Source organism: Herpetosiphon gulosus (genome assembly GCF_039545135.1).
In the GTDB taxonomy this organism is placed as follows: Bacteria; Chloroflexota; Chloroflexia; order Chloroflexales; family Herpetosiphonaceae; genus Herpetosiphon; species Herpetosiphon gulosus.
On sequence record NZ_BAABRU010000003.1, the window covers coordinates 116,121 to 129,710 of the forward strand.

General features: G+C 48.7%; 10 protein-coding genes. 3 read left to right on the forward strand and 7 right to left on the reverse strand.

What is annotated here, in order from left to right:
- Positions 1-33: 33 nt before the first annotated feature.
- The 3 genes from ABEB26_RS04405 to ABEB26_RS04415 all read right to left on the reverse strand — a co-directional run bounded on the left by ABEB26_RS04405 (position 34) and on the right by ABEB26_RS04415 (position 3,673).
- Positions 34-975: an STM4015 family protein gene (locus tag ABEB26_RS04405; protein ID WP_345720747.1), complete on the reverse strand. Its 942-nt coding sequence runs from the start codon at positions 973-975 to the stop codon at positions 34-36.
- A 41-nt stretch (positions 976-1,016) separates the two neighbouring features.
- Entirely contained in the window at positions 1,017-1,862 is an 846-nt protein-coding gene (locus tag ABEB26_RS04410) for a hypothetical protein (protein WP_345720748.1), read from the reverse strand.
- Between the two features lie 173 nt (positions 1,863-2,035).
- On the reverse strand, positions 2,036-3,673 hold the full coding sequence (locus ABEB26_RS04415; RefSeq protein WP_345720749.1) for an aspartate:alanine exchanger family transporter: 1,638 nt from the start codon (positions 3,671-3,673) through the stop codon (positions 2,036-2,038).
- 262 nt (positions 3,674-3,935) lie between these two features.
- Here ABEB26_RS04415 and ABEB26_RS04420 point away from each other — a divergent pair, with 262 nt between their 5' ends.
- Positions 3,936-4,415 carry a PRC-barrel domain-containing protein gene (locus ABEB26_RS04420; protein ID WP_345720750.1) on the forward strand — a complete coding sequence of 160 codons (480 nt, stop codon included), beginning with the start codon at positions 3,936-3,938 and terminating at the stop codon, positions 4,413-4,415.
- Between the two features lie 258 nt (positions 4,416-4,673).
- Positions 4,674-5,414, forward strand: a complete 741-nt coding sequence (locus ABEB26_RS04425) for an SDR family oxidoreductase (protein ID WP_345720751.1) — start codon at positions 4,674-4,676, stop codon at positions 5,412-5,414.
- 67 nt (positions 5,415-5,481) lie between these two features.
- Here the strand turns inward: ABEB26_RS04425 and ABEB26_RS04430 are convergent, their stop codons facing one another.
- The 4 genes from ABEB26_RS04430 to ABEB26_RS04445 all read right to left on the reverse strand — a co-directional run bounded on the left by ABEB26_RS04430 (position 5,482) and on the right by ABEB26_RS04445 (position 12,439).
- Complete coding sequence (locus ABEB26_RS04430) at positions 5,482-7,164, reverse strand: Ig-like domain-containing protein (RefSeq protein ID WP_345720752.1); 1,683 nt, start codon at positions 7,162-7,164, stop codon at positions 5,482-5,484.
- A gap of 257 nt (positions 7,165-7,421) precedes the next feature.
- Entirely contained in the window at positions 7,422-9,197 is a 1,776-nt protein-coding gene (locus tag ABEB26_RS04435) for a CHAP domain-containing protein (protein ID WP_345720753.1), read from the reverse strand.
- Between the two features lie 114 nt (positions 9,198-9,311).
- Positions 9,312-11,939 (reverse strand): M23 family metallopeptidase, encoded by a 2,628-nt coding sequence (locus ABEB26_RS04440; protein ID WP_345720754.1) that lies wholly within the window; start codon positions 11,937-11,939, stop codon positions 9,312-9,314.
- A 284-nt stretch (positions 11,940-12,223) separates the two neighbouring features.
- Complete coding sequence (locus tag ABEB26_RS04445) at positions 12,224-12,439, reverse strand: response regulator transcription factor (protein WP_345720755.1); 216 nt, start codon at positions 12,437-12,439, stop codon at positions 12,224-12,226.
- A gap of 109 nt (positions 12,440-12,548) precedes the next feature.
- On the opposite strand from ABEB26_RS04445, the gene ABEB26_RS04450 reads away from it, so the two are divergent.
- Positions 12,549-13,577 (forward strand): helix-turn-helix domain-containing protein, encoded by a 1,029-nt coding sequence (locus ABEB26_RS04450; RefSeq protein WP_345720756.1) that lies wholly within the window; start codon positions 12,549-12,551, stop codon positions 13,575-13,577.
- Positions 13,578-13,590: the final 13 nt, after the last annotated feature.

The following is a 13,590-nucleotide window of genomic DNA, read 5'->3' on the forward strand; positions in this document are numbered from 1 at the left end:
CTATACAAAAATAGCATCCCTAGATCTTGACCGTTATTCGGTCACCGCAGCATAGCGATGTTCTTCGCCCTCATGTTCTTGGGGAACTTGTTGCTCGCTCACATCGCAATTAAGCCCAATCGTTGCCCAACAATCAAGCAGATCATTGCTCATGTAGTGATGATGCAAATCAAGAAAGTTGAGGCAACGAATGGCTTGACTGGCGAATAAGGCTTCGGCTCCCACGTCGCTCAAGTTGCCCAACGAAAGATCAAGACAGCCGATCTGTTCAAGAATCGGGGCATTGACCAGCGCCTGAGCAAGATCATCGGCATATTCGCAATCACGCAACCCTAAAATTTCTAAATTTGGAAAACATTCAGCATCCAAAATTGGCTGCAAATCAGCAAGCGTCGAATCGCCGCCATAGTAATCGCTACCTAGCCATAGCTCCAAATGTTCAAGCGCTGGCAAATCAGCAGCAACAATCTCACGCACGACTTGGGCTGCTAAACCACCAGTCTGAATGACCAAGGCCTTGAGATTTTGGTGCTGAACTGCGTCAAAACTCAACTCCGAGCCACCGCGAATTACCAAATATTCAAGTTGCGGGAAGGCCGCCAAGACTGGGGCATAATCGCCTTGGGTAATCCACGAAATTTCCCATTCTTCGTAGGTAAAGTCGCCCACAAACAAGGCTTTGAGCAAGGGTAAGCGTTCGCGAGCATCGATAATCGTTTCTAACACGAAATCAATATCGCCAGGATCAACCGTGTCGTGCCACCAGCGCCCAAGCACCAAGCCTGTCGTTTTAGCTGGTTCATTGGTGGCGAGCCACGCATTAAAATAAGCTTCCCATGTTTGAGTGGTAGCCTTGACATCGTAATCATATTGCAAATGCAGCCGCACCGGATGCTCAATTGGTTCAAATTGTTCTTGTCCATCCCAGTTAGCCATGGTCGAGTCGCCGAAATAGCCAATCCAATCAAAAACCATACCTTACCTCTTTCTTTGCGCAACAAGCAATCTCACACGAACTACGCTAAGTATTCGCTGATCGCGATCTCGCGTTGTGCTTCATCCTCATTGTCTCCAACAAATTGTTGAACGCTAATCTCAACCGCCAGATCAATTGCTGCCCAGCAATCAAGCATATCATCGCTCATATAGTGATGATGCAACACAAGCATATCGAATTTGCGAATTGATGGACTCCCAAACAAGGCTTCGGCTCCAACATCACTCAAGTTACCCAGCGAAAGATCGAGGATTTTGATCCGCTCAAGAATCGGGGCATTGGCCAGCGCTTGAGCAAGGTCATCGGCATAGTCACAATTACGTAAGGCTAAAGTTATTAAATTCGGCAAGCCTATGCCATTCAAAATTGGTTGCAAATCAGCAACCGTTGAATCGCCGCCATGGTAAGCGCAGCCCAGCCACAGTTCCAAATGCTCTAGCGCTGGCAAATTGGCGGCAGCAAGCTCGCGCACGGCTTGAGCTGGTAAGCCAGCAGTTTGAACAACCAAGGTTTTGAGCTGTTGATGCTTAATCGCGCCAAAACTTAAACCAGCTCCACCGCGAATCACCAACGATTCAAGTTGGGGGTAGGCTGCCAAAACTGGCGCATAATTGCCTTGCGTGATGCAGGCAATATCCCATTTTTTATCAGTAACATTGCCAACAAATAGCGCTCTCAGCAGTGGAAAGCGTTCGTGGGCATTGGCAAGCTGGGCTAAAACATAGTCGGCACTCAGCCGCTCAGCTGGATCATCCCAGTGCCACCAGCGATCCAGCACAATGCCCGTGGTGTGGGCTGGTTCATCACCTACCAGCCAATCATTGAAAAAAAATCTCCCATGGATCTGGGTCGTCATCTTCGACATAAAAGCGCATGAGATAATCATCTGACCGAAAGTGCTCCCAGCCAGATGCGTTGTTTACCGCCAATTCACCGTAGTGGTTTTTCCATTCAAAGATCATGCCCAAACCTCACAAACAGTAATGGCAGACCATAATTGGCCTGCCATCAGCATACGTTGGTTTGTGACAACCAATGTCATAGCAGTTGAATCAGCATGAGTTGCGCCAAAATAATTTTGATGATTAATGCTAATGGATAAACCGCTGCATAGCCTTGATTTGGCAGCTCGTTGTTGCTTTGTTGCAGGGCAAAACTGAGCAAGGCTGGCTGGGTTTGAAAGCCCGCTAACATCCCCGTCAAAATGCCCATTGGGATCTTCAGCACTTTGTAGCCAATTGTCAAAATCAACATGGCGATGCTAAACGTAATCGCTGCGCCAACCCCAAATAAGAGCAAGCCATTGCTGCTGAATAAGAATTTGACAAAATCGTAGCCTGCGCGTGTGCCAACCCCGGCCAAGAACATCACAATCCCGATTTGGCGCAGGGTTAAGTTGGTGCTATAGGGCATATTCCAAACCAACGGGCCAGTGCGGTCGAGTGCGCCCAAAATCAACGAAACCACCAATGGCCCGCCAGCAAAGCCAAGTTTGATGCTCACGCCGCCTGGCAATGGCAGCACCAACGAACCCACAACCAAGCCCAAAACTAGGCCTAAGGTGAAGGTCAAAATATCAACTTCACTCAAGGCACGATAGGAATCGCCAAAAAAGCGGCTTACTTGGGGAATATCAGCGCGGCGAGCAATCACCCGCACCCGATCGCCCAGTTCCAAACGGGTATCGGCGGTTGGCAACATTTCCACATCGCCACGGCGCACCCGGGTAATTGTTGCCCCTAAGACTTGGGGCAAATTCAGTTGTTCTAACCGAATCCCAACAATTTTGGGGTTGGAGACGAACATGCGGCGATAATCAAGATCGCGGCGGTCGTTGGAAATATCTTCGGTTTCCTGGCCAAGCACGGCTAGGGCTTTTTCCAACACTTCGCTGGCCCCAACAATGCTCACATGATCGCCAAGCATAAATTGGGTTGCGCCCGTCGTAACCGCTACATGACCATCGCGGCGATAACGCCCGAAAACCATGGGCCAATGATATTTGGCAATCAAGGCTTGGACTGATAAATTGGTGACTTCAGGATTAGTAATTTCAACCGTGCGGCTGGTAATATCGTGATGATTGCCAGCTAAATCGTGGCGTGAGGCTAATTCTTTAACATAATCGATGCGCCACAAACGTTGCACAAAAACGATTGCCAGCATCATTGCCACCACACCCATGGGGTAGGCAATCGAATAGCCGACAACTGGATCATTGACCACAGCGGCTAATTCTTGCTCGGGCAAGACCGATTTTAAGTATTCAATTGCCGCAGCCAGCGCTGGCGTGTTGGTGATCGTGCCAGTGAACAGGCCGACGGTCAAAGTTGGTTTAATACTAAAGAACGAATGGGCCAGAATTGCAAACAAATAGGCAATGACGATCATCCCACCAATAAAGAGATTATCGCGTAAGCCTTTGCTCTTCCACGAGCGAAAAAACTGATGCCCGCTGCTCAACCCGACGGTGTAGACAAACATCACCAAGCCAAATTGATACAGCACTTCCGGCAGTTTTAGGCGCTCGTCGAGCGAGCCAATTGCCAAGCCCACAAACAAAACGGCGGCAACGCCGAGGCGTACACCGCCGAGATTCAATTGTCCTAAAGGATAGCCAATTGCTGCAACCACAAACAACAGCAATAGTGGATTCGACGCTAGCAAGTCCAACATAATGTTCCTTTCGCAGCGTACAGCCGATCAGGCTGTTTCTCTCGATGCCATCTTAGCATAGCCGAGCCACCCACTTTGCACGGTTGCAGCCTCGCTACGATTATTGTGAATTTGATAACAAGAAGCGTAGCGCAAGCTTGGTCAAACGTCCCGAAGCTATTCGGCAAACAATTTGTGGTGGGTTGTTCGCGTTGCTCATGGAACAGGATGTGCTTTATCGCTAAATTAGCAAAGACGCACATTAGCACAAGGAGTTTATTTCATGACAACCGTTAATAGTCTTTTTGGCAAACCAATTATTGCCCAAGCGACCGGTGAGCGAATGGCCACGGTGCAGGATGTCGTGCTAGATCAGCCACCAACACGGGTGGTTGCCTTGCTTACCGAACGCGCTGGGCTACTTCGTTCGGCGCATAGCATCCGTTGGGAACAGGTAATCAGTATTGGTGATGTTGTGGTGGTTGGCGGCGAGACCACCCCAACCTCGGTTAAAGAAGATCCTGAGCTTGCAGCACTGATCAAGCAAGCTCATCAGATTACTGGCACGAATGTTATCACGGTTGATGGAACCCAGCTTGGGACTATTGCTGATGTTACAATCGATGAGCGCGGCCAAATTCTTGGGTATGAACTCAAACAAGGTTTATTGCAAGATCTTCGCGGCAGAACTATGCTGCCCGTTGAACAGATTCGTTCATTTGGCAACGATGCATTGATTGTTGATCAACCAACAATCGCCTAAATGATTGGAACCCCTTTTCTGCAAAACAGACGAGGGGATTTTGATTAAAGGCTCAAGCTACAATATTAAAACTCACCACCTACCCTTTCACGGGTAGGTTTTTAATCATTGCTCAATACTTCGCAACAGAAAGCCGATTCAAACCCACATCCCCTACCCGCTACTTACCTGACAACGAGCCCCTAGCCCTCTATTGTATAATCGTGCTAGCTTTCTCCAGATTGGGGAAACCAACCGAGCTACGTGAAAGGATCGTGTGTGCCACAGGATTTTAGTGGGCAAGTTGCCCTCGTAACTGGAGCTTCGCGCGGCATTGGAGCCGAAATTAGTCGCCAGCTGGCGCAGCGTGGAGCTGATATCGTGATTAATTATCGCAGCAAAGCCGCGCGAGCCGAAGCCGTTGCCAGCGAAATAACTGCGTTTGGCCGAACTGCACTCTTGGCTCAGGCTGATTTAACTCAAATTAATGATCTGATTACCACCCAAACCCAAATTCAACAAGCCTTTGGCAAACTCGATCTGTTGGTACTCAACGCCAGTGGTGGCCTCGAAAAAGATAAACCCGCTAGCTACGCCATGGATCTCAATCTCACTGCTCAAGTCCAAACCGTCGAAACGATGTTGCCATTGATGCAAGCTGGCAGTTGCATTGTTTTCGTCACCAGTCACTGGGCGCATTTCTATGGCGAACGGCCAATCATCGCTGGCTACGAGCCAGTTGCCAGCAGCAAAAAAGCTGGCGAAATGGCGCTCCGCGAACGGATTGACCAATTTACCCAGCGAGGGATTCATTTTTATGTGGTTAGCGGCGATATGATCGAAGGCACGATCACACCCAAATTGCTTGATCGTGCCCAGCCTGGCTTTTTGGCTGCCCGTAAAGAACATAACCCTGAGCCAATTCCCACGATTGAAGAATTTGCACAAGCAATTGTTGAAACCGCCGCCGATCGCAGCCAAGCCAATGGCCATACCGTTTTCGTTGGGCCGATTATTTAAACTGGACTAAAAAAACCGCTTGTAAGGCCTAAATCCTTACAAGCGGAAGATCAAACTATTAACAAGTTTAGCGTTGGGCAAGCGGCAAAAATTGTTGATATTGACTAACTTTGTGGATTGTTAATACCCCTTGTGGAGCCAAAGCAACGTTTCCAGCCTGATCGTAAATATCATAGCCCAACAAAATCAATTGATCACTGACCCCACTCAGATCCCAGGTATATTCATAGGGTGCGGTCGAATCAGTATGAATCACATGCCATTCACCATCGTAATGCGCCGTAAAATTCACATGATCAACGCCACTCAAATTATCGCTAGCGGTTCCACGCAATACCAGCGAATCCTGAACGATCACATCATTGGCTGGCTGAGTATAGCCTCCGGTTGGGGCAACCGTATCTTTATACATAGTCAAAACCCCTTGCGGAGCCAAAGCAACGTTTCCAGCCTGATCGTAAATATCATAGCCCAACAAAATCAATTGATCACTGACCCCACTCAGATCCCAAGTATATTCATAGGGTGCGGTCGAATCAGTATGAATCACATGCCATTCACCATCATAATGCGCCGTAAAATTCACATGATCAACGCCACTTAAATTATCGCTAGCAGTTCCACGTAAATCAACCGATAGACGGGTTGCACTATCATTTACAGGGTGGGTATAGCCACCAGTTGGCACAGTTGTGTCAGCGATAAAGTTCCAAGTCGGCGACCAGTCACTTCCAACAGATCCATCGCCAGCTAGCACGCGCCAAGCATAGCTCCCTTCGTTTGGTAAGGTTGGTTGCCAATTAGGATTGGTTGTCCAACCCCAAGATTGACTCCAAGACTGATCTGTTTTCCAAATTTCTACGGTATAGTCGCGATGCGGATTAGGGTAATTATCAGGATCGCCCATATCTTGCCAGCGTAAGGTTGGATTCAGTCGATTAATCGCGCTTGTATGGCTTGGCTCAAGCAAACTTGGCGGATTTGGTGCTACATTGGGCGCATAAATAAATACGAGATTTTCATTATTGGTTTGCTGGCTTTGGATCGTAAGAACTCCATTATTACCATACTGACAACCCCGCTCATAACTCATATCGCTGATCGTAAAACTACCATTTGCCCCCACTGCCTCAACATACGCGACATGCCCAACCGATCCTGCCCATAGATTTTGTCCAATATATACTCCTGGTTGATAGACGGCTATCGCTCCAACCCGTGCCACCGTATCCACTGCAAAGCCTTCTTGGCGGGCTCGATTCCGCCACCCAAGCGCGTCACCCCAAGAGTTGCCAATGTCGGGCCGTTTATATTTCGCCCACCATGTACAATTTCCTCCGTTACATGGATAGGTATTTGAGTTCGGATCAACCCAGCCGCAACAACTACTGGTTGGACTCTCGGGTGTTATTGCTGGCAATTGGTCGCGTGTGGGCAAACGCGAGACCCTTGAAGGTGCTTTAGCATGGGCAAATGATTGTAACAAGGCTAAAAACTCAGTCTGGTGCTGACCACCATCAGTCAAGGGATAGGCAATCCGCACAATCAGGCCATCAAGCTGGGCCAACACATTAATTGAGCCGCGTTGGGTTTGGCTTGGTGGATCAATCAGCAGGAGGCTTGGATATCCTAAAAGACTGATCGTCGGAGCAGATTTTACTATCACCTGTGGGCTATAGTTGGCCGCATCATAGCGTTTATACCAGGCAGTCAAGTCAAGCTCTTTAGCCTGAAACCATGTGTCAATCATAAATTGGGTCGATGCGCCATCACGAGGAGCTACGATTAATCGTTGCTGGATGTGATGTGGTTCTGGATTGGAATGGATCGCAATCACGCTTTGATCTAAAGTCCAATCGTGAGGATACTGCCAAATAAGGCCTGTGAGTGTATCGTGATAGGAATTTATTTGGTCAACGGCGGCTGAAACCTGGGAGCTCCCTAGCAAGAGCAACACAAGAACCAATTGATTCAAACGCCTCATCATTGAAAATTCCTCCTTAACAATTAACGGCTGATGGCAGGCAAGAATGTTTGGAGAATTGGCACAGTAAAGATCTCTTCTTCGGTAATGCTAGCGCTACACCCTTCGCTATTACAGCTTCGCACCCGCACATCTTGCAGCAAGGGACTATCAATAACAATCTCGGTTGCCTGAGTTACAACCACCTGAATAGGAGGATTATTATCACCAGTTTGTCGTTTTTTTGAAGCATTGAGTTGACTATATTGCACAAAATAGTGAGTTGCACCGGTCACAGCATCCCACTGAATATGGGTCGTTTGGGCATTACTTGTTACAGTTGCAACTGGGCTAAATCCGGCAGGTACGCTTCCATAAATATAGCCCTCATTCAAGGCAAACTGATAGCCCGCATTGCGTGCATCAGTTGCTCCCGCCGATGAACTCGTCGTAAAGTTATCGCCTCGGCCACTATGCCAAAACAGCTCCAAAGGTCGTAGACCAACACCATTGGTTGGCAAAACATAGCCTTCAATTCGCACAAACGTGTAGCCTGCTGCCAAGGCCGCCGCCTCACCAGATGCAGTTGCCGTCACATAATTATCTTGGCGGTTAGCATTCCAAAACAATTTCAGTGGCACTGTATCTGGTAGGGGATCAGCGAAAACATAGCCTTCAGTTCGTACAAAGCTATAGCCGGCTGCTTGGGCCGAAGCAATTCCCTCAGCAGTAGCAGTGGTAAAATTGTCACCGCGATTTGCTTGCCAGTAGAGTTGGAGTGGCCGCGCGGCAAAAACATAGCCTTCAATCCGCACAAAACTATAGCCTGCGGCCAAAGCCGATTGCTCTCCTTCAGCTGTCGAAGTTGTAAAATTATCTTGGCGAGCTGAACTCCAAAATAATTTCAACGGCACAGTATGTTGTTGAGGAGTAGGGTAAATGTAGCCTTCAGTTCGCACAAAACTATAGCCAGCATTCACCGCATCATTGATGCCAGCCGTCGTCGCCACAACAATATTATCGCCCCGATCACTATGCCAATATTGCTGGAGCGGGATTCGACCTGCTGCTGAATGGCTAAATACAAAGCCTTCGGTTCGAGCAGAGGCATAACCAGCCGCAGCCGCAGAGATTTCTCCTTGTAGGCTAGCCGTTGTAAAATTATCTTCGCGTGCACCCTGCCAAAATAAACGCAACGGGCGATAATTAGCCGTCGTGCCGGCAAAATTCCAACGGGGTGAGTGAATCCAGCCACGAGCATTACCAACAATCGTATAGCCGCCATTCACACGCCGTAATTGGAAGGATTGACGAAACATTGGCTGAGCACTCGAGGTCCAAGCATTTTGCTGAATAACCTCAACTTGGTTAGCACTGACCATGCTCACAATTGCCACATGCCCATGTGGATTGCCAGTGACTGGCGGAAAAACCACAATATCACCCAATTGAGGAAGCTGCGTGCTGCCATTCGCATGGAAGGTAAGATCTTCAAATTGCGCTCGGCCAGGAATAAACTCCATTTGATAGGCCGAGGCTACCGCCCAGCGCGAAGGGTAACCTAAACGCATAGCATACAAACGCTGAATTAATTCAACACATTGATATTGAAGACCATAGGTGCCCTGATTGCCGGGGTCGCCTGATCGAAGTGGGTAAATAACCTCAACACCCATACCATTTAACCAAGCATTTCCAGTTAGCATAATTCGTTCAGCCCCGATCGGGCTAGCCTCAGCCCTCTGTGCGACCCCAACAAGTGAAGTTAAACCAATGAGTAGCCCAACTATAATCAACCAACGCGAGATAATCACACCCATCGAATGGCTCCTTTCAATAAACCCAATATCGAAAATCCATAAGCCCAATTGTTGGCACGATAAGCTGGGCAAACAGGCAATTGGCTTCAACGCTGCCTGTTTGCTCAGTCTTGATTATTGGTCTGAGGTCATTGGTAGATACAATCGATAGGTCTGTTGTGTAGATATGGCGATCGATTGAGCCGCTGAACTATTGCCAACACTATCGCGAACACGGACATAGAGGGTTGAATTTGGCAGGCCTTCAAGATCGATCACTGGGCTATAGGGGAGCCAAGTGCTACCACTAAAATCTGCTCGAGAACTCAGCTGAACCGCATTAATGCCACTACCCGTTGGGTCATCGCTGGCCGTAATTGCTAAGCCAAGGCTTGCCGCAAATGGATAAACCTGCATCTCAATGAGGTTAGGAGCGGTCGTATCCAAACGAATATCATCACGCAACTCATGGCCAGCACAGAGCATTGTTCCCTGGCTATCACGAAATTCAGCATAAACAGTTCGGTTATTGCCTAATAACGAACTCGTCAAAAGCCAATCAAGACTGGCTTGATACGGTTGCCAAGCAATCGATGAATCAAGTGGTTGATTGCTAACTCGCATGGTAGCGGCTTGATCAACCCGAAACTCCAAATCCACATTGAGGTTGGCTGTAAATTGAGCACCTTGATCGATTTGCACTAAACATTGATTCGGTTGTTCTTGATTCGCAGTAGGCGCAATACATGTTGTCGCATTAATTGCTAAATCAGGGCGATAGGCAATCGCGACGTTATCCATCCGCAGATCAGGAATCCCATCCGGTGGATCAGCCCAAATCTCAAAGGTTAGCTCGTTCCACACCACACTGCCGCTGCGGCCACGCACCACATAGCGCTGCATCGGGCTATATGCTGGCAACATAAACCCACAATGAATCGGTTGATCCCACGATGAACTATGGCGAATAAACACCCCAGCATACTTGGTGACCCCGCTGGGATTGCCCAAATCGAACTGCACTTCGAGCGGGGCGTTGGGGGTAAGGCGATAGGGCAAGTTCTGACCAACCGAACCACCATCACCACCAGGATTACGTTTAAAATTCAAACCTTGATCGACGATTGCCCATGAGGCATCGCCATAGCGCCACCAATCTGCCGTGCCTGCACTAAAATCCCCATTCCGCACTAAATTTTGTTGGCTCGGCGCTGGTGCAATACAAGTTGTCGCCGGGGCGTACAATTCAGGGCGATAGGCAATCGCGACGTTATCCATCCGCAGATCAGAAGTTCCATCTGGTGGATCAGCCCAAACCTCGAAGGTTAGCTCGTTCCACACCACACTGCCGCTGCGGCCACGCACCACATAACGCTGCATTGGGCTATATGGCGGCAACGTGAATCCGCAATGAATCGGTTGATCCCACGATGAACTATGGCGAATAAACACCCCAGCATACTTGGTGACCCCGCTGGGATTGCCCAAATCGAATTGCACTTCGAGCGGTGCATTGGGGTTAAGGCGATAGGGCAGATTCTGGCCAACCGAACCACCATCACCGCCAGGATTACGCCGAAAATTCAACGCTTGATCAACGATGCCCCACGAAGCGTCGCCATAGCGCCACCAATCTGCCGTGCCAGCACTAAAATCCCCATTCCGCACTAGATTTTGTTGGCTCGGCGCTGGGGCAATACAGGTTTTTGCACTGATTGCGATATCGGTACGATAGGTAATCGCAACATTATCCATGCGCACATCGGGAATTCCATCCGGCGGATCAGCCCAAACTTCAAAGGTTAACTTATTCCATACCACACTCCCGCTGCGGCCTCGAATGCTAAACCGTTGCATCGGGCTATATGGTGGTAAGGTAAACCCACAATGAATCGGTTGATCCCATGATGATTCATGGCGAATAAAGACCCCAACGTGTTTTGTTACCCCACTAGGGTTACCTAAATCAAACTGCGCTTCAATCGGAGTATTTGCAGCAAATTGATAGGCTAGATTCTGACCAACCGAACCACCAGTACCACCAGGATTCCGCCGAAAATTCAAGCCTTGATCAACAATTGACCAAGCTGCGTCGCCATACTTCCACCAATTGGTTGTGCCTGCACTAAAATCTCCATTCAAGACTAAATTTTGTTGACTTGGGGCAGGCGGCAATTGTGGTTGGAATTGATTAGTTGAATACAAGCCACGTTGGCCTGAACGCAGCCGATTGGCATCAGTGATCCCATCAATTGGCACGGGCATCACGCCACTACTTGCAACCCGTGCCCCTTGGAAGATTTGAAAGTGTAGGTGGGGCACAAAATTTGGATAGCCACCACACGTCCCAATTTGTTGGCCTTGAAACACTTCCGTGCCAACCGCTAAGCCAGGACTCACCGTATCTAAGTGTGAATATAATGAACGGTAATTATTCACGCGATGATCAATCTGCAGCTCGTGACCATTATTCGATTCAATAAAGCCATGCGCCACCGCCAAAATCGGCTGACCTAAACACGCTTGATTCACTGGTACAACATCAACTGCATAATAGTTCCAAGCTTGCTGATGATTTGCCGCCTCCCAGCCCGCCGTGACTTGCCATTCTGCACCCGGCTGAAACGGCAGTTTCACGGCTAAACCATCGATAGTAATCTGCGCAGGTTGTTCTTGAGCGTCTTGCGCTTGACTTGATTGAGGCGCAATAACTCCAACGCCGATCAATACCAGCAATAACCAACAACGAATAAGCAATCTCATTTGCATCTACGCACCTCACAATCCGATCAATCCGCATTAAGTGAGTTGATCGCTAGCTTGTATAACTCCTTCAGCAATGGTTTTGCTTAGCATACAGCGAGTTGTCAGGTTTCAGAAATACACAAACGTGTTAAGCTCTGATATAGCTTGTGGGTGAGGCGCATCCTCCTCACATCCTATACCCATTCAGGACGATGCTGTTTAAATCGTCCTGAATGGATGATCAAGCATAGCTGGGTGGCAAACAACGTTAGGCCTCAGGAATACATGAACGTGTTAAAATGTTAGCCAGTGCCGCCGAATTCGGGCTTAAGCTTGAGGTCAAAAACGCGCTTAATCAATTGGGTACGGCTGCGCACATCGAGCTTGCTGTAAATTTCGCGCAAATAACAGCCGATGGTGTTTTCTTGCAAATGTAACAATCCAGCAATCTGGCGGTCAGTGTGACCATCAGCAATCAAGCATACGATCCGTAATTCCAGCGGGGTTAAGTCTGACATTGGTGTTCCTCCTTGCAGTCGCTATTCCATACCAAGCAGACTAGCAAAGCCACTCTGGCCGAGTTGCATGTTTGTGCAACTCAGCCTAACGTTTGAGGAAATTCACCTGATGCATAGCCCAAACTATACCTTTGCCGACTTGTTACACATCTTTTTTGCCTTGCGTTCCAACCCCGACCGCATTCGCACCTACGATGATTTGGCGCAAGCAACTGGTATTTCGCGCCGCTCGTTAGCTCATTGGTTTGCTGGCGATTACGCTCCCCGTACTCCAGAGCCAGTTGAACGACTCGGCGATATGTTGGGGCTAACTGGCTTTCAAATTGATCTGATGTTGTATGCGATCAACCCACATTGGTCGCGCTACAACACTCCAGCCGATCAACTGCAAACGGCTGAGGTTATTCGACGGGTTGAACAACGTTTGCCAGATCCAACCTTCAGCTCCAACGATCTGCCAAGCCCAAGCCAGATCGAGCGCACATGGCCGATTTTGTTTTGGGATAACTTTGAATCGAATGCGCATCACTGGGGGCTTGGCAATAAAGATGATGATTCAGGCCGCGTCGAACGTTCGATCAGCAATCAATGCCTTGAACTGCGGTTACGCAATCGCTTTGTCAGCGAAATGTTTATCGGGGCCGATTCGCAATGCTTCACACCCGATCGCTATTATTGTTCGGTTTATGGGCGCTTTGTCAGCGAGGCTGGGCCTGATGATGGTTTAGCACTCGTGTTTGAGGAGATCAGCGATGCATGTCATGGATTAATCCGTATTCGCGATCGAAGTGGCGAGTTTTCAGTTATTCAAGGGTTTCATGGTGGCGATTTTTGGAAAATTTACTTGCAACGCCGCCCAATCCATGGCTATCGTACTGGTCAATTTAATAAAATCGCCCTGTTAGTAGAGAATCAACAGCATTCACTATTTATCAACGATTACCACCAAGCAAGCTGGGAGTTGCCGCGCCTACCTGCCAGCCGCATCGATCTTGGGATTATCGCAGGTGGCCAGCAACAAGCCGAAGTGCATTTTAAAGATTTCCGGGTGCGTGTGCCCGCCGATCAGCGCCCATTTGCAACGCTCGAAGCATTGATCGGCGGAACTTTAGCAAATTCAACCTGGCGCAATCAGTGAACCCAGCAATTGC